This window comes from Rhodobacter sp. P1_C2 (assembly GCF_056406375.1).
Genome location: NZ_JBFUAG010000003.1, coordinates 225602 through 243332, shown reverse-complemented (window position 1 = coordinate 243332; position 17731 = coordinate 225602). Strand labels below are relative to the sequence as shown.

Genomic DNA, 17731 nt, shown 5'->3' with positions numbered 1-17731 from the left:
TCAAAGGCCCGCAGGATTGCCCTGCGGGCCTTGTTATTTCCTTGCCAGAATCTTCTGATCGCCGCACCGTCCGCCTGCGGCATGAAACGATCGCACAACAGGTTCGGGAGGGAATGATGGCCTTGCAGATCATCGGCTCCGGCTTTGGCCGGACGGGGACGCTGTCCCTGAAAACCGCGCTGGAAACCCTGGGCTTCGGCCCGACCCACCATATGGAAGAGGTCTTTCACCACCCGGACCAGGTCGCCCATTGGCAGGCGATCTCGGCGGGGCAGCCGGTGGAATGGGAGACGGTCTTCGCCGGCTATGGTTCGCAGGTCGACTGGCCCGGCTGCCATGTCTGGCGCGAGCTTGCCGCGGCCTATCCGCAGGCCAAGGTGATCCACAGCCGCAGGCCGGATGACAAATGGTGGGCCAGCTTCTCCTCCACCATCGGCAAGCTGATCGGCATCTATCCGACCCTGCCGATGCCGCCGCATATCCGCGCGATGATGGATGCGATGGCGCCGATCATCTGCGAGACGACTTTCGGCGGCCAGTGGACCGACCGGGACAAGGCGCTGGAGGCCTATCACCGGCGCGAGGCCGAGGTGCGCGAAGCCCTCCCCGCCGACCGGCTTCTGGTCTATGACGTGGCCGAGGGCTGGGGCCCGCTTTGCGCCTTTCTGGGCGTGCCCGTTCCGGACGAACCCTTTCCGAACCGCAACCAGAAGGTCGATTTCTGGGCAAACCTCGGGGGCGAGCCGGCCTGATTGCCCCCTTGCCGGGCAGAAGTGATCCCCGGTGCCTTGCCCCTGCCTTGGGCTTCCCCTATCCAAAACGCGCGGATCGGAGAAGACCATGCACATCTATGCCATTGGCGACATTCACGGCCATCTCGACCTTCTGAAGATCGCGCATCGGCGCATCGAGGCCGACATGGCGCGCAACGGCGCTGCGACCGTGGTGCATCTGGGCGATCTGGTCGACCGTGGCCCCGACAGCCGGGGCGTGGTGGAATACCTGCGCGAGGGCGTGGCTGCGGGCCGCGACTGGGTGGTGCTGAAGGGCAACCATGACCGGCTCTTCACCAATTTCCTCAACGATCCGAAATGGCATGACAACGGCCTCAGGATCGAGCTGAGCTGGCTGCACCCCAAGCTTGGCGGGGCGGCGACGCTGGCCTCCTACGGGGTGGCCAATGCGGCGGACCGGCCGGTGGCCAAGGTCCATGCCGATGCCGTGGCCGCCGTGCCGATGGCACACCGCCGCTTTCTGGAGGCGCTGCCGACCAGCTATGTCTTTGATCAGTCGATCTTCGTCCATGCCGGCATCCGCCCGGGCATCCCGCTGGCGCAGCAGGCCGAGGATGATCTGGTCTGGATCCGCAAGGGCTTTCTGGAGGATACCCGCGACCACGGCGCCTTGATCGTGCATGGCCATACCGCGCTGGACCGGGCCACGCTTTACGTCAACCGCCTGAACATGGACAGCAGCGCCGCCTATGGCGGCCCGGTCTCGGCCGCGGTGATCGAGGGGCGCCGGGTCTGGCTTCTGACCGACGATGGCCGCGAAGAGATGGTGGCGGTCTAGCGCCGCATCGCCCGGTAGGAGGCGAGGCCCGCCGCCGAGGCGAGGCCCGCAACCCCGGCCACCAGCCAGAAGAACCCGTGGCTGCCGAGGCCGTCCATCAGCCGGGCATAGACCAGCGGCGAGGCGACCGCGCCGACCAGTCCGACGCCGATGATGATCGGCGAGACGCGGGGGTCTGCCCCCATCTTGCGGCTGGCGGTGACATATTCGCCCTGGAAGAACAGCCCCGCCGCAATGCCGAGCGGCGGGAAGAACAGCGCCGGGCTGATCAGTGCCGCGCCAAGCGCGCAAAGCGTGGCCCAGAGCAGCGCGAAGAGGAACAGCGCGAAATCCGCCACCCGATGCGCCACCACGACCAGCGCCACCCGCGCCGCCAAAGCCGCGAGGAAGAACAGCGAGAGCAGCGCCGCCGCCCGCTCCTCGGAAATGCCGGCGCGGATCAGGGCGGTCGGGCCAAGGCCGGCGAGGCTGGCCTCGATCCCGATGGCGACCAGCGCAAAGGCCAGGATCGGCAGATGCAGGCGAAAACCCCGCGTCTGGCCGCCGCTGACCACGCCGGTCAGCCCGACCTTGCCCGAGAGCGCGAAGGCCAGCGCGGCGCAAAGCGCCATGGTCCAGAAAGCCGGGCGCAGATCGCCGCCGGTCAGGGCAAAGCCGAAGGGCGCCAGGATCGCCCCCAGCGAAAAGACCGCGTTCAGCATCCCCAGCCGCGAGGCGCCCTGCGCGCCATAGGCCACCAGGATACGCGGGTTGAACAGCGCGGCGAGCAGCCCGTAGCCAAAGCCGAAGATCAGCGCGCCGGCCAGCGCCACCGGCCAGAGCGGCGCCACCGCCAGCAGCACCGACCCCAGCGTCAGCAGCGCCATGCCGGGGCGCGGCGTGACCTCGGCGCCCTTGAAATACATCACCAGCACCGACAGCAGACAGCCGCCCCAGAGGGTCGAGATCAGCAGGCCGGACTCCGCCGTGGTCAGGGAAAAGCTGCGCTCGTAAACCGGCAGGGCCGGCCCGAGGATCCCCATGCCGGAACCCAGCACGACCATCGAGCCCAGCCCGGAAAGCAGCAGCGCAGACTTGGGCGAAACGGCCATGGGATTCCCGATCAATGACGCGGCGCAGATCTATCGCGGCAGGGGTATCGGGGCTTCCGGCGAAGGTCAATCGGGCGGATGCTAGCGCAGGCGGACGCGCGCGCGGGCCGACCGCCCCTCGGCATCGATGACCGACAGCGTCACGAAGCCGCGCCCCGGATCGGGCAGCATGAAGGAGGAGGCCTCGGCGCCGCTGATCACCGGGGCGCCATTGGCAAGCCAGGTGAAAGGCGCCGTGCCGCCCGAGACGCGGACCATCAGACCCTCGGGCAGCAGTTCCACCTCGGACCCGTCGGGCGGGAAGGTCAGCTGCGGCGCGTCGGGTTCGGGGGCGAAGGCGGCCTGCCGGCTGCGAAACTGGCGAAGCGGTTGCGGCAACTGGGCATTGGCCAGCATCAAGGTATCGGGCGGCGGGGCGGGTTGCGGGTCGAGCGCGGGTTTCAACCGCGCGAAGGCCTGGAACAGCACCGGCGCGGCAAGGTCGGCGCCAAAGGCGCCCGGCACCGGCGTGCCATCGGCGCGGCCCATCCAGACGCCGATCACGTTCTTGCCGTCAAAGCCGATCGCCCAGGCATCGCGGTGGCCATAGGAGGTGCCGGTCTTGTAGGCCAGCCGGTTCGAGGGCGCGCCGGGCGGCGGGGCGAGGCCGGCGAGGATATCCGCCACCTCCCAGGCCGAAACCCGGGTCAACACGCGGGCGCCTTCGGGGTTGTCCTTGCCATGGACATGGGTCAGGGGCCGCACGACGCCGCCACGGGCGATGGCGGCGTAGAGCTGGACCATATCCTCCAGCGTGACGCCGATCCCACCGAGGGCAATTGCCAGACCGGGCTGGCCGGTCGGCAGGGCGGATTTCATCCCCGCCCGGTCCATCGCTTGGAGCAGTTTGGCCGGGCCAAGCGCATCGGTCAGCGCCACGGCGGGGATGTTGAGCGACAGCTGCAACGCCTCGCGCACCCTTATCGTGCCGCGGAACTGGCGGTCGAAGTTCTGCGGACGGTAGCCGTTGAAATCGCTCGGCTTGTCGTCGATCGTGGTTTCGGGATGGATCAGGCCCTCGTCAAAGCCGAGGCCATAGATCAGCGGTTTCAGGGTCGACCCGGGCGAGCGCAGGGCGGTCGTCATGTCGACAAACCCGAGCCTCTCGCCGCCGGTATAGGCGGCAGAACCGACCGAGGCGAGAACCTCGCCGCTTTGATGATCGGCGACCACGATGGCGACCTGAATCCGGTCGCCGCGGCTGAGGACGGTATCGGCGGCCAGCCGCTCCAATGCGGTCTGCAGGCCCTTGTCGAGCGTGGTCTGGTGGCGGGTGGTGCTTTTGTCCTCGGCCAGAACCCGGTCGGACAGATGCGGGGCAAGGGCGGGGAAGGGGCGGCGGGCCTTGGGCACCGGCTCGCTGGCGGCGGCTTTCGCCTGTTCGGCATCGATCAAGCCATCGGCGCGGGCGCGGGCCAGCACGCGGTCGCGGGCCGCCGTGACGGCGCCGCTGCGGTCGGGCCTCCGGGTTTCCGGGCTTTGCGGGATGGCGACCAGAAGTGCTGACTCCGCCGGGGTCAGGCGTTTGGGTTCCTTGCCGAAATAGGCGATGGCAGCCGCGCGCATGCCTTCGACATTGCCGCCATAGGGCGCGAGGTGCAGGTAAAGGCCAAGGATCTGCGGCTTGGTCAGGCGGCGCTCCAGGGCCAGGGCCACGCGCATCTGGCGCAGCTTGCCCTCGATATGGCCGGTGCCAGACTCCTCCAGCAGGCGGGCGACCTGCATGGTCAGGGTCGAGCCGCCCGAGACGATATGGCCGCGCCAGACCGCCTGCGCCAGCGCCCGCAGCAGGGCGCGCGGGTCGATGCCGTTGTGGCTGTAAAAGCGCTTGTCCTCGTAATCCAAGAGCAGGCTGACGAAGAAAGGGTCGACCGAGGCCGGGTCGGTCGCCAGACGCCAGCGGCCATCGGCCACGGTATAGGCGCGCAAAAGGGCGCCGCCCCGGTCCAGCACCTCCTGACTGGTGGCAAGGGTGAGCGGGGGCAGATCGGTCGCGTCGATCCAGGCGTCCAGCCCGTCGCGCGCGAAAGCGGCGAGCCAGAGGCCCGCCGCCGCCGTGATGAACCAGCGCGCTTTCATCACTTGGTGATGGTGACCGTGCCTGCGTCCGTATGGGCGTTCAGGTCCGGCCGGTACATGTCTTCGACCGAGGCGGCGGGCTGGTGATAGGTGCCCGGGCTGACGGCGCGCAGGATATAGGCCAGACGGAAGCTGGAATTGTCCGTCCGGTCGATGGCGGTGAGGAACCGGTCCTGACGGAACTCCGAATGGGCGACATCGGTGGCGAGGTCAAGGAAGTCGAGGTTGGAGACCGAGCCGCCGGTGATCAGGTTCGGGTTGTCGATCTCGAACCCCGCCGGCAGGGCGTCGTTGACCATCAGCCTCGCCTCGCCCCTTCCGTAGGGGGTGACCTCCAAGACGGCAACCATGCGGTCGCCGACCTTGGCGCCATCGAGGGAGGCAGGCTGGCCGTCCAGCGTGTAATAGCTGCGGGTGATCGCATAGCCATTGCCGCCGGCACTGACCGGATCGGTCGGAACGCCGAAGGTGGTGACGGTGAGGGTGGTATCCTCGCCCTCGTTCTTCACAACAACCGGGTCGTGGTAGCTCGCGTCCAGCACCTTGACCAGCGGGCCCTTGGCCGGTTCGCCGTTCAGGGTGATGCCGCTGGCATCGGGCTGGCCGATCAGCGCATTGGCGGCCAGCAGCGACCAGGTCGCTTCTTGCGTCGAGAGGGAGCCTTGCGTGGCGATGCGGTTGGTCAAAGCCTCGCGGTCGATGGATTTCGACCCCGCCTCGACCGCGAGGGTCAGGACGGCGGCGGCATCGCGGCGCAAGGAGCCGTAGTCGGCACGCAGGATCTGATCCTCCTTCGTCGGCAGACCGTTCAAGAGCTTGACCGCCTTGGCGAACATCGCATCGGCGCGGGGCTGGTCGCCGTAGCTGGCGAGTGCCGCGCCGAGCTGCGCCATGGCGGTGGGCGTGGCGAAGGCATCGCCCTTCACATCGGCATAATAGCGCAGATCGCCGACCGCCGCCGCGCCCTCACGCGCCAGAACCATCAGCGCATAGGCCAGAGGCTCGCCGCCCTTGTCGAAATCGGCGTAGTAGTTGACCTGGTTGCGCAGGTTGTCCAAAGCCTGACGGAAGGCCTGATCGGGCACCGCATAGCCCTGCGCCTTGGCGCGGGAGAGGAAGTCGGTGACGAAGGCATCGAGCCACATGTCCCCCTCACCCGGCTGCCAGAGGCCGAAGGCGCCAGAGGCGCTCTGGTTCGTCAGCACGGCGGAAATCGCCTGCTCCACCCGCCCCTTGATGTTCTGCGCGCCGGGCAGGTCCATCGCCTGCGCCACCTGATCGAAGTAAAGAAGCGGCAGGGCCTTGGAGGTGATCTGCTCGGTGCAGCCATAGGGATAGGCGTCGAGCGTCGCCAGAAGGCCGGGCGCGTTCAGGCGGGCGATCGGGCCCACGGCCATGACGGCCTTGGCCGAACCGGGCAAGAGGCCGGTGAAGGCCGCCTCGTCGAAGGTGAAGCTCTTGCCCTTGGCGAGGTCGAGACGGCTGACCCGGCTGATCGTCGGATCATTGATCTGCACCGGCAGTTTCAGATCCTTGGTCAGCACCTTGCCATCCGGGGTGGTCAGGGTGACTTCGATGGTTTGCAGGCCGACGGCATCGGCCTTGACCGGAATCTCCACCACCGCCTTGCCAAGATCGGCCAGATCGACGCCCTCCGGCACCTTGCCCAGCGTCAGGCCGGAAGCGGTGACCGACAGGCCCATATGGCCCGAGGGGCCGGTGGCATGGACGATTTCCAGCAGAAGACGGCTCTGGTCGCCGGGTTGCAGGAAGCGGGCGAGCGAGGCGGTCACCACGACCGGATCGCGTACCAGCACATCGGCATTGGCCTCGCCCACGCCGCGCTTGCTCCAGGCCACGGCCATGACCTTGACGCTGCCGTTGAAGGCGGGAAGGTCGAAGGAGACGCGGGCATAGCCATCGGCATCCACGGTGATCGGGCCGGCGAAATTGGCGACCAGCTCCTCGGTGGGCGGGGGCGCTTGCAGGCGGGCGTTGGCGCCGGCGTCGCCGCCGGAGCGGACGGTGCCCTCGGCCCCGTTCAGCCCGTCGATCAGCCGTCCGTAAAGGTCGCGGATGCCGACGCCAAGCTTGCGCTGGCCGAAGTAATGGTCCTGCGGGTCGGGCGGCAGATAGCTGGTCAGGTTCAGGATGCCCTGATCGACGGCGGCGACAGTGACATAAGCCGTGTCGCCGGGCAGGGTGCCCTCGACCTTGACGGCGATGTTGAGGGGGCCACGCGGGGCGGCCTCGGGTGCGGTCTCGATCGTGGTTTTCAACGCGCGGGTGCCGGGGTCGATCTTGGCATAGGCCAGCCCGAGCGCCCGCGCCGGGTTGCGCCCGGCGGCAACGTCCATTGGGCGCAGCACGGCGGCGGTGACATAGGCGCCGGTGCCCCAGGCATCGGTCACCGGGACCGGGATCAGGTTCTCGCCCTCTTTCACGGCGACTTCCTGGTGCGAGATCACCTCGTTCGACAGAACCGTGATGAGCGCCGTGCCCGCAGCCCTGGGCACGATGCGCAGCATGGCGGTGTCACCGGTCTTGTATTCCGGCTTGTCGAGCGACAGTTGCAGCGTGTCCGGGGTCGAGGAGACATCGGCAGGCGCATACCACCCGGCATAGAAGCGGGTCGAGGTGACGGCCTTCTGCCCATCGCTGCGCGCCACGGTCAGTTCATATTCGCCCCAGGTGACGGGGGCGGCAACCTCGGTCGGGCCGGCGGCGGTCAGGTCGGCGTCACCCTCGGCCATGCGCTGGCGCGAGGTGACAGGTTCCCAGTTCCAGCCGCCATCTTGTTGATACCATTGGTAATTTGTCTCGACCCTTGTCAGTTCCCAATGAACCTTCATCGCAGCCGCCTTGGCATCCTCATCAACCCCGATCAGGTTGAAGCGCGCCTCGGCATTCTCGGGCGCCACGCCGTCGAAGAGGGGCTTCACCCCGATCATCGCGGCGGAGGGGGTCAGGGGCTTGGTCACCTTGCGTTCGACCGGGCGGCCCGAGCCTTCGGCCACCCGCAGGACGAATTTCACCTGCAGGGGGATCAGCGGGTCGTCAAACTCGGGCAGGGCGGCGTCGATGTCGGCATGGCCCGCGGCATCGGTGCGGATGTCGGAGAAAGAGCTGAGCCTTGCATCGAAAGCCGCGTCGAACCGGCCGAACTTGTAGCCGGGCCAGGCCTCCAGCCCATCGGCGGCGCTGACGATCACGTCACCCTCCACCGCAAGATCGGCCCCCGGCGCGCCAAAGAGATAGCGCGCGTCCAGCCCCACCTTCGGCACATCGCCCAGATGCAGGGGCGCGGTGCCGGGGTCGAGTTTGAAGTCGATCCGCTCGGGAAGGAAATCCTCGACGAGGAAGGTTTTGGAGGTGAGCGCCGGGCCATCCAGATCGGAATAGACCGCCATGCTCCACTGGCCGCGCGGGGCCGAGCCGGAAATCGGGAAGTCGAAGACATGGCCGCCCGCGCCGGCATCATCGGCGAGCGCGCGGACATATTCGACGCCATCGGGCCGCATCAGGATGGCGGTCAGGGGCAGGCCGGTGACGGCCTCTTGCCGCGCATCGCGAGCCAAAGCGGTGGCATGGACGGTTTCGCCCGCGCGGTAGGCGCCGCGGTCGGTGGTCAGGTAGACATCGACGGGCGGGGCGGCCTCGTGGCCTTCGACTCCACGGTCGGAGAGGTCGAATTCGGGGTCGGTCAGCGACATGAAGGCGGTGTCGACCTCGCCATCCCGTGCGACCAGCATCGCCGGGGCGGCGCTGTCGGTGCCGCGGATCAGGCCCGGCTCGAAGAGGGCATGGCCCTCGGCATCGGTCTTGGCGGTGGCCAGAACCTCGTTCGCGACGGACAGAAGCTGCACCTCGACCCCGGCCTTGGGCGCGGCATCGCCAAGCGCGCGGACAAAGACGTTGAGGCCATCGACCCCGCTCATCGAGGTCAGGCCAAGGTCAGAGACGACGAACCACTGCCAGCTGGCCGGCACAGCATAGGGGTCCACCCCCGGCACGGCGGCGCGCAGGGCATAGATGCCGGCGGGCTGGCCCTTGATCGCCTCGTCCAAGGGCAGGCGGGTGGTGACATCCTTGTTCACGTCCTGCCCGACCGTCGCGGTGCCAGTCCAGAGCTTGGTGCCCATCTGGCTTTCGAAATCGCTTTCCTGATAGTCATACATCGGCGAGTCGAAATAGCCGTTCTGCAGAATCCGCAACAGGTTGCGGTCGGTGACTTTCCAGACCTCAAGATCCAGCTTGGTCGTGTTCACCGTCACCACCGGAATCGCGGCCGATCCCATGCGCGGCAGGACATAGCCGCGCCCGGTAAAGCGCACGCCGGGGTTGCGGTCGCGGATATAGGCGGAGACATCGACATTCTTGGCCAAGGTCTCGCCCGTGGCCGAGGGCAGGCCCTTGCGGAAGGTCAGGGTATAGCGGGTGCCAAAGGAAATCCCCTCGACACACAGCTGGCGCGAGCCTGCGACCGTGACCGAAAGCCCGGCCTCCGGCAGTTTGACGAAGCTGGAATAATCGACGCCCGAGGCGACCAGATCATCCGAGAAATTGACGCAGACCTGCGGCCGGGCCGAACTGGTCTGCACCTGGTTGTCGGTGATGCGGAAGCCGTATTTGCCGGCAGCGGCCTCCAACAGGGCGGCGGTGTCGTCGCGCGGCTGCAGCTCTTGCGCCAGACGATAGGCCTGCACCGTGTCGCGGCCGCGGTCGATGCTTTCCAGCGCCTGGCCCATCTGGACCAGGATCGAATGCTGCAAGGGCTTGGAATCGGCGCGCAGATAGGCGTTGATCGCGGCCCGGAAGGCGCTGTCGCGCAGGCTGCTGGCATTGGCCTGGTCATTGCCGGCGGCCAGCATCAGGCGGCGGGCATATTCCAGCCAGTTGGCGGCGCTGTCCTCAAGGTTCAGCGCGGCGCCGGTGTATTTGTAGGCGGCATCGAAGTCGCCATCCGCCTCGGCCTCCTTGGCGGAGGAAAGATGCTCCTCGGCGGTGTAATCATTGGTGATGTGCAGGTTGGCGAGGCCCTTGGCCAGATCGGTGGCGGGCGAGACATCCCAGTCCTGCAGGAAGGTCAGTTCGGCCCGGCGGGTCTGGGCCAGCGCCTCGACCCCCTTGGCGGCCTTGACGACCTGGCCGGAATAGGCCCCGTCAAAGGCGCTGGGCGCGCCAGCCCCGGCCTTGAGGAAACAGGAGCCGTTCTTGGTGTTGAAGGTCAAAGCCTCGCATTTCTTGGTGGTCAGGCAGGCCGTCTCGCAGGATTCGAGCGTGGTGTCGAAGATCGAGGACAGATCGCCCCCCGGCAGGTCGGTGTTTTCCGACAGCACAAGCCTGCGGGCGGGCACCAGATCATCGGCCCGCGCAAGCCCCGCATCCAGCAGGAAAAGACCGCATACCATCCCCAAAATGGCTGGGGCCACCGACCGCAAGGCAAAGCCACGCATCAAAATTCCTCCGCAATACCAAGGCCAATTCATCGCATGGCAAGGCCGCTTTCGGCAAGGATTCTAACCTGTCCGCCGTTAAGGGCGTGTTCATCTTGATGCGCCAATCTGCCGGAAAGACGGTGAGTCTCGCGGGTCAGGGCCTTGGGGCTTGGGACGGGTACGGTCAGGGATGGACAGTGTGGAACGGCTGGCGAAAGAACGAAGGGCAAGGCTTGCCGCCGAACGTCTCCTGGAACAGAAAAGCCGCGAACTCTTTGCCGCGAATGAGAAATTGTCGATCCATGCCCGCTCGCTCTCCGACCAGATCGTCGAACAGCGCGGCATCGCCCGCAGCGCCGTCTCCGAGGCGGAGATGCTCAAGGGCCAGCAGTCCCGCTTCATCGAGGATCTGGACCGCGCCCATACCCATGCGGTGATGGCCGAACGCCGGCTGTGGGATTCGATCAACACGATCAACGACGGTTTCGCGGTCTATGATTCCGACCTGCGGCTGGTGGCGGCCAACAGCGCCTTTCTGCGCCCGCTGGAAGGCCTGCCGATCGCGCCGGGGATCACCTATGCCGATATCATGCTCCGCCTGGCCGAGGCGGGGCGCGTCGAACTGACCGGGCGGACGGTGGCCGATTTCGGGACCGACATGGTGGCCCGGCTTGATGCCGAGCCGATCGAGCCGGTGACGCTGCAGATGACCAACGGGCAGTGGATCAAGCTGGTGAACCGCCGCGCCCAGGACGGCGACCTCGTCTCGCTGGCCGTGAACATCACCGAACAGATGCGGATCTGGGCCGGGATCGAGGCGATCCCCGACGGATTCGTGCTTTTTGACAGGGAGGACCGACTTTTGACCTGCAATCAACGGTATCGCGAGATTTTTTCGGTCTCTGCCCCGATCATGAAGCCGGGGGTGAGCTTTGAGGAGATGCTGCGCTATGGCCTGGCCCATGGCCAGCACGCCGTGGCCGAGGGGGAGGAGGAATCCTGGCTGGCGCAAAGGATGGCGCAGCACCGCGCCGCGAGCGGCCCTTTCGAACAGCAGCTGAAGGATGGCCGCTGGATCCGCGGCCAAGACCATCCGACGCCGGACGGCGGCCGCGTCGGCCTGCGCATGGACATCACCCATCAGAAAGAGGCCGAAGCCGCCCTTCTCGCCGCGACCGAGGCCGCCGAGGCCGCCAACCGCGCCAAATCCGCCTTCCTCGCCAATATGAGCCACGAGATCCGCACGCCGATGAACGGCGTGGTCGGCATGGCGGAGCTTTTGTGCGACACCTCGCTGTCGCCCGAACAAAGGCTGTTTGCCGAGACGATCAAATCCTCGGGCGAGGCACTTCTGGTCATCATCAACGACATCCTCGACTATTCCAAGATCGAGGCGGAGCGTCTGACGCTTTACCCAGAACCCTTTGATCTGGAACGCACAATCCACGAAGTTGCGATGCTTCTGCAGCCCAGGGCGCGCAGCAAGGGGATCGACCTGATGATCGATTTCGACATGTTCCTGCCGACGCGCTTTGTCGGCGACCCGGGGCGGCTGCGCCAGGTTCTGACCAACCTCGTCGGCAATGCGGTCAAGTTCACCGACAAGGGCCATGTGCTGATCCGCGTCGTCGGCTTGCCCACCGAGGCGGGCGAACAGCAACTGCATGTCACGGTGGAGGATACCGGCATCGGCATCGCGGGCGAGCATCTCGACCATATCTTTGGCGAGTTCAACCAGGTCGACAGCGAATCCAACCGCAAGTTCGAGGGGACGGGTCTGGGCCTCGCCATCACCCAGCGCCTGATCGAACGGATGGAGGGCGCGGTCTGGGTCGACAGCGAGCCGGGCAAGGGCTCGGTCTTCGGCTTTCGCGTGACGCTGCCGGTGGCCGAGGATGCCGATGTGCCGCATCTGCCAGTCGATCTGCGCCGGGTTCTGGTGGTGGACGACCTCTTCATCAACCGCACCATCCTGGAACGCCAACTGCAGCCCTGCGGGGTCGAAGTGACGCTGTGCCGGTCGGGGGCCGAGGCCTTGGAGGTCCTGGCCCATGACGCGGGTTTCGATGCTGTCTTGACCGACCACGCGATGCCCGAGATGGACGGGCTGGCTCTAGCCGCGCGCATCCGCGGCCAGGGCCTGACCATGCCGATCGTGCTCCTGTCCTCCAACCCGGCGCAGGCGCGCGAGGGCGAGGGGGCGGAACATCTGACGGCCATCCTGCAGAAACCGATCCTGCGCTCGGACCTCTACCGCCGCCTGAAGGAGATCGGTCGTGTCGAGGACCCCGAACCGGTGCTGCCCGAACTTCCCGCCGAACCGCCCGCCCCGCGCAGCATGCGCGTGCTGACGGCCGAGGACAACCGGACCAACCAGCTGGTCTTTCAGAAGATGGTCAAGGACATCGACATCGAACTGGTCTTTGCCAACAACGGGCGCGAAGCGGTGGAGCTTTATCAAAGCTTCCGGCCCGACCTGATCTTCATGGATATCTCGATGCCCGAGATGGATGGCCGCGACGCCGCCCGCGCCATCCGCGTGCTGGAAGGCGGCAAGGGACATCTGCCCATCGTCGCCCTGACCGCCCTGGCGATGGAGGGTGACGCCGAGGATATCCTCGCCGCCGGGATCGACCGCTACATGACCAAACCGCTGCGCAAGGTCGCGATCTGCGACGTTCTGGCCGAATTCTGCCCGCCCGAAGCGCGGCCCGCCCTGGGGGAGGTCAAGATGACCGGCACCTGATCAGCTTTCGCGCAGGATCTCCAGAAAGGCGGCGCCGAAGCGTTCGGTACGCGCCTCGCCCATGCCATGCAGGTTATACAGCTCGGCCAGGGTCGAGGGCCGGCTTTCGGCGATCTGCTTCAGCGTCGCCGGCGTGCAGGACAGGTACTTGCCCAGGCCGTTCTCGCCGCGCGACAGGGCGACCTGCGCCTCCTCCAGCCGGTCATAGATCGGCCCGGCCTCGCGGCCCGACAGCTTGCGCCGGGTCGGATGCGGGCTGTTGGGCTTTTCGCCGAGGATGACCTCCAGAAAGGCCTGGCCATAGCTTTCCAGCTTGCGCGCGCCGATGCCGTTGATGCCGATCATCTCGTCCAGCGTCTGCGGGCGGCGTTCGGCCATCTCGATCAGCGTCTTGTCGGGGAAGACGACATAGGCCGGAACGCCCTGCGCCTCGGCCAGATTGCGGCGCTTGGCTTTCAGCGCGGTCAGAAGGGCCACATCCTCCTCATCGACCTGGACGCGGGCGGTGGTGCGCTCGCCCCGGTCAGCCTTCTCGACGGTATCGGCGCGCAGGGTGATGGATTCCTCGCCGCGCAGGATCGGCACCGCGCTGTCGGTCATCCGCAGGGCGCCGAACCGGTCGGGATCGGGGCGCACGAGGTCGCGGCCCATCATCTGGCGAAACACCGCGGCCCAGGCGGATTTCGACAGATCGCGCCCGACGGCAAAGGTCGGCAGCTTGTCATGGCCGCGCTCAACCACCTTGGCGGTGGAAGTTCCGGTCAGAATATCAATGAGATGGCCTGCGCCGAAATATTCCCCGGTGCGCAGGACGGCGGACAGGGCCTTGCGGACGGATTCGGTGGCGTCGAACAGCTTGGCGGGCCGCTGGCAGAGGTCGCAATTGCCGCAGGGCGCGGAGTCCTCGCCGAAATAGGTCAGCAGCACCTGCCGGCGGCAATGCAGCGCCTCGGCCAGGCCGAGAAGCGCGTTGAGGCGGCCATGGTCAGCGGCCTTGCGCTCGGCGGGGGCGGCGCCTTCGTCGATCTGTTGGCGGCGCAGGCGGATGTCGTCGGGGCCATAAAGGGTCAGCGTATCGGCCGCCGCACCGTCGCGCCCGGCACGGCCGATCTCCTGGTAATAGCCCTCGATCGATTTGGGCAGATCGGCATGGGCGACCCAGCGGATGTCGGGCTTGTCGATCCCCATGCCGAAGGCGACGGTGGCGACGACGATCAGCCCATCCTCCTGCTGAAAGCGCAGCTCGGCCTGGCGGCGTTCGTCCGCCTCCATCCCGGCGTGATAGTGCAGGACAAGGTGGCCCGCCTCGCGCAGGGCCTGGGCCAGAACCTCGGTCTTGGCACGGCTGGAGCAATAGATGATGCCGGATTGTCCTTTGCGGGCAGCGGCATAGCGCAGGATCTGGTCGCGCGGGCTGTCCTTGACGGCAAAGGCGAGCCTTATGTTCGGCCGGTCGAAGCCGCGCAGAAAAGTGACCGGAGCCACGCCGTCGAACAGGCGGGTGACGATCTCGGCCCGTGTTTCGGCATCGGCGGTGGCGGTGAAGGCGGCGAGCGGTACGCCCAGGCTGCGGCGCAATTCGCCGATGCGCAGGTAATCGGGGCGGAAGTCGTGGCCCCATTGGCTGACGCAATGCGCCTCGTCCACCGCGATCATGGACACGCCGATCCGCCGCAGCATCGACAGGGTCGCCGCGGCCGCCAGCCGTTCGGGCGCGAGGTAGAGAAGCTTCAGCCGCCCGTCATCCAGCGCCTGAAACACCTCTTCCGTCTCATCCTCGGTATTGCCGGAGGTCAGCGCCCCCGCCTCCACCCCTGCGGCCCTTAGCGCGCGGACCTGGTCGCGCATCAGGGCGATCAGGGGGGAGATGACCACCGTCACCCCCTCACGGCACAGTGCAGGCAGCTGAAAACACAGGGATTTCCCGCCACCCGTCGGCATGATGGCCAGCGTGTTGCGCCCCTGGGTTACCGCTTCGACAATCTCGGCCTGACCGGGGCGAAAATCGGCAAAGCCCCAGACCTGATGCAACAGGGCATTGGCCGCGGTCATCGGATCGCTGGCGTCCTGGCTCTCAAACACGACGGCTCTCCACCCCTCTGGGGGTCAATAGACGTTGCGCGTGACGATGATCCGCAGGGCCATGATGATGACGAAGACGATCAGCGGCGCAAAATCGATGCCGCCCGAGATCGGGATCAGCTTGCGCACCCGGCGATAGACCGGCTCCAGCGTGTTGGAAAGGCCGTACCAGATTTGCGCCACGAGCGGCTGCCGCAGGTTGAGCACCTGAAAATTGATCAACCAGCTCATGATGACATGCACCAGCACGATCCAATAGGCGATGTTCAGGATGAGCAGAAGGATATCTCGAAGCGAACCCATGAGCAGACCTTTCGTTTGCGCAGATGTGGTAGCCTGCATGGGGCCGAAGCGCAATCTCTTCTGCGGCGCTTGCTTAAAGCCGTGGCTTCGGGCTTGATTGGCCAAAAGGCGGAGCAGGTCATGGCAAGCAAGCGGCAGCGCATCTGGGGCTGGTATTTCTTCGATTGGGCGAGCCAGCCCTACAGCACGCTTTTGCTGACCTTCACCTTCTCGCCCTACTTTTCCGAGGTGGCGACGGGCAAGTTCGCGGCCTCCGGCATGACGCCCGAGGCGGCCCATGCGGCGGCGCAGACCTATTGGACCACGGGGCAGACGCTTTCCGGCATCCTGATCGCCTGCCTGGCGCCGATCCTGGGCGCAATTGCCGATGGCACCGGGCGGCGGATGCCCTGGATCTGGGGGTTTTCGGCGCTTTACGTGATCGGATCGACCATGCTCTGGACGCTGAGCCCGGTGGAGCCGGATCTTTTCATGGCGATGGTCTGGTTCGGCATCGGCCTGATCGGGATGGAATTTGCGACGATCTTCACCAACGCGCTGATGCCGCATCTGAGCGCGGATGAGGATATGGGCAAGATCTCCGGCTCGGGCTCGGCCTGGGGTTATCTGGGCGGGATCGTGTCGCTGATCGTCATGCTGTTGTTTTTCAACGAGAACAGCGTGACGGGCAAGACGCTGATCGACCTCGCGCCGCCCTTCGGTCTGGATGCGGGCTTGCGCGAGGGGACGCGGGCGGTCGGGCCCTTCACCGCGATCTGGTATGTGATCTTCATGGTGCCCTTCGCGCTGTGGGTCAGCGAGGGGCCGGTCAAGGCGCGGGTGCGGCTGGGGCAATCGCTGCGCCACCTTTGGGCGCTGATCCTGTCCTTGCGCGACAGGCAAAGCCTTGGGGCGCATCTTCTGTCCTCGATGCTCTACCGCGACGCGTTGAATGCGCTTTACGGGATCGGCGGCATCTATGCCTCGGGTGTTCTGGGCTGGTCGATCACCCAGATCGGGATCTTCGGCATCATCGCGGCGATTTCGGCGGCGGTCTTCACCTGGGTCGGCGGGCGGATGGATTCGGCCTTCGGGCCGAAACCGGTGATCGTGGTGTCGATGGCGGTGCTGATCCTGGTCTGTCTGGTGGTGGCGGGCATGTCACGCGACCAATTCTTCGGGGTCAGCCTCGCCCCCGGATCGGGCCTGCCGGATCTGGTTTTCTACATCTGCGGCTGCGGCATCGGGGCGGCGGGCGGTTCGTTGCAGGCGGCAAGCCGGACGATGATGGTCTTTCACACCACGCCCGAGCGCGCGACCGAGGCTTTCGGGCTTTACGCGCTGTCGGGCAAGGCCACGACCTTTCTGGGCACGGCGGGGATCGCGCTTTTCACCGCGATCAGCGGGTCTTCGCGCCTGGGCATCGCCATCCCCTTGATCACGCTGTTCATCCTTGGGATGGTGGTGCTGTCTTGGGTCAAACCGATGGGGGAACGCGTGTGAAACGTCTGATTCTGTTGCTTCTCTTGACGCTGACCCAACCGGCCCTGGCCGAGACGACGGCGGCCAGGCTCTTTGCGGCGCAGACCCAGCCGACCTCTGGCCCGGCGCAACCGATCGGCGCCTATGGCCGTGGATGTGCGGCGGGCAATGTCGAACTGCCGGAAACCGGGCCGACCTGGCAGGCCATGCGCCTGTCGCGCGACCGCAACTGGGGTAACCCGGTTCTGGTGTCCTATCTGGAGGATCTGAGCGCCAAGGTCACCGCCTTTGGCTGGAAGGGGCTTTACATCGGCGACATGGGCAATCCGCGCGGCGGACCGATGATCTCGGGTCACGCCAGCCATCAGATGGGGCTGGATGCCGATGTCTGGTTCCTGCCGCCCGCCAGCCTGAAGCTTTCGGCGGCGCAGCGCGAGAAGATCTCCTCGATCTCGATCCGCACCAATGACCAGCTTTCGGTCAACCAGAACTGGAACCCCTCCTACCGCGAGGTCCTGAAGGCGGCGGCCTCGGACCCGCGGGTGGACCGGATTTTCGTGGCCGCAGCGATCAAGATCGAGATGTGCAAGACGGCCAGCGCCGCCGATGCCAAGTGGCTGCAGCATATCCGGCCCGAGGCGAACCATCAGGACCATTTCCATGTGCGGCTGAAATGCCCGCCGGGTTCGTCCTATTGCCAGACCCAGTCGCCCAGCGTTTCGGAACTGTCCAAGGGCGGCAGCGGCTGTGACGATACCCTGGCCTGGTGGGTGTCGGACGCCTATCTGCACCCCAAGCCGGTGAAGAACCCGGGGCCCAAGCCGCCGCACAAGAAGGGCCCGCGCGAGTTCACCATGGCCGATCTTCCGGCCCAATGTTCCGCGGTTCTGCAGGCGAACTGAGTTCTGCCCGTTGACAGC

At 66.5% G+C, this 17731-nt stretch carries 10 protein-coding genes; 5 read left to right on the top strand and 5 right to left on the bottom strand.

What is annotated here, in order from left to right:
• Positions 1 to 116: 116 nt before the first annotated feature.
• Complete coding sequence (locus AC1DZT_RS06120) at positions 117 to 752, top strand: sulfotransferase family protein (protein WP_478005724.1); 636 nt, start codon at positions 117 to 119, stop codon at positions 750 to 752.
• A gap of 88 nt (positions 753 to 840) precedes the next feature.
• The gene (locus tag AC1DZT_RS06115; protein ID WP_478005723.1) at positions 841 to 1572 is read left to right on the top strand and encodes a metallophosphoesterase family protein; all 732 of its coding nucleotides are present in this window, start codon (positions 841 to 843) and stop codon (positions 1570 to 1572) included.
• On the opposite strand, the gene AC1DZT_RS06110 is transcribed toward AC1DZT_RS06115, so the two are convergent.
• From AC1DZT_RS06110 to AC1DZT_RS06100, 3 genes are all read right to left on the bottom strand, one after another.
• Positions 1569 to 2663 carry an MFS transporter gene (locus AC1DZT_RS06110; RefSeq protein ID WP_478005722.1) on the bottom strand — a complete coding sequence of 365 codons (1095 nt, stop codon included), beginning with the start codon at positions 2661 to 2663 and terminating at the stop codon, positions 1569 to 1571. The two genes, AC1DZT_RS06115 and AC1DZT_RS06110, sit on opposite strands and share 4 nt — an antisense overlap.
• Positions 2664 to 2744: 81 nt before the next feature.
• Positions 2745 to 4784, bottom strand: coding sequence for a penicillin-binding protein 1C (gene pbpC, locus AC1DZT_RS06105; RefSeq protein ID WP_478005721.1), 2040 nt, complete (start codon positions 4782 to 4784; stop codon positions 2745 to 2747).
• Positions 4781 to 10192 (bottom strand): MG2 domain-containing protein, encoded by a 5412-nt coding sequence (locus tag AC1DZT_RS06100; RefSeq protein WP_478005720.1) that lies wholly within the window; start codon positions 10190 to 10192, stop codon positions 4781 to 4783. Before AC1DZT_RS06100 ends, pbpC begins: the two co-directional genes overlap by 4 nt.
• 217 nt (positions 10193 to 10409) lie before the next feature.
• On the opposite strand from AC1DZT_RS06100, the gene AC1DZT_RS06095 reads away from it, so the two are divergent.
• The gene (locus AC1DZT_RS06095; protein ID WP_478005719.1) at positions 10410 to 12965 is read left to right on the top strand and encodes a hybrid sensor histidine kinase/response regulator; all 2556 of its coding nucleotides are present in this window, start codon (positions 10410 to 10412) and stop codon (positions 12963 to 12965) included.
• Here AC1DZT_RS06095 and recQ read toward each other — a convergent pair whose 3' ends face one another.
• Together recQ and AC1DZT_RS06085 are read right to left on the bottom strand one after the other, a co-directional pair.
• Positions 12966 to 15017 carry a DNA helicase RecQ gene (gene recQ, locus AC1DZT_RS06090; RefSeq protein WP_478005917.1) on the bottom strand — a complete coding sequence of 684 codons (2052 nt, stop codon included), beginning with the start codon at positions 15015 to 15017 and terminating at the stop codon, positions 12966 to 12968. It abuts the gene before it with no gap.
• Positions 15018 to 15071: 54 nt separating this feature from the next.
• Positions 15072 to 15350 carry a YggT family protein gene (locus AC1DZT_RS06085; RefSeq protein ID WP_478005718.1) on the bottom strand — a complete coding sequence of 93 codons (279 nt, stop codon included), beginning with the start codon at positions 15348 to 15350 and terminating at the stop codon, positions 15072 to 15074.
• Between the two features lie 120 nt (positions 15351 to 15470).
• Here AC1DZT_RS06085 and AC1DZT_RS06080 point away from each other — a divergent pair, with 120 nt between their 5' ends.
• Complete coding sequence (locus tag AC1DZT_RS06080) at positions 15471 to 16832, top strand: MFS transporter (RefSeq protein WP_478005717.1); 1362 nt, start codon at positions 15471 to 15473, stop codon at positions 16830 to 16832.
• Entirely contained in the window at positions 16829 to 17713 is an 885-nt protein-coding gene (mepA, locus tag AC1DZT_RS06075; protein WP_478005716.1) for a penicillin-insensitive murein endopeptidase, read from the top strand. Before AC1DZT_RS06080 ends, mepA begins: the two co-directional genes overlap by 4 nt.
• The last annotated feature ends 18 nt before the right edge of the window (positions 17714 to 17731 follow it).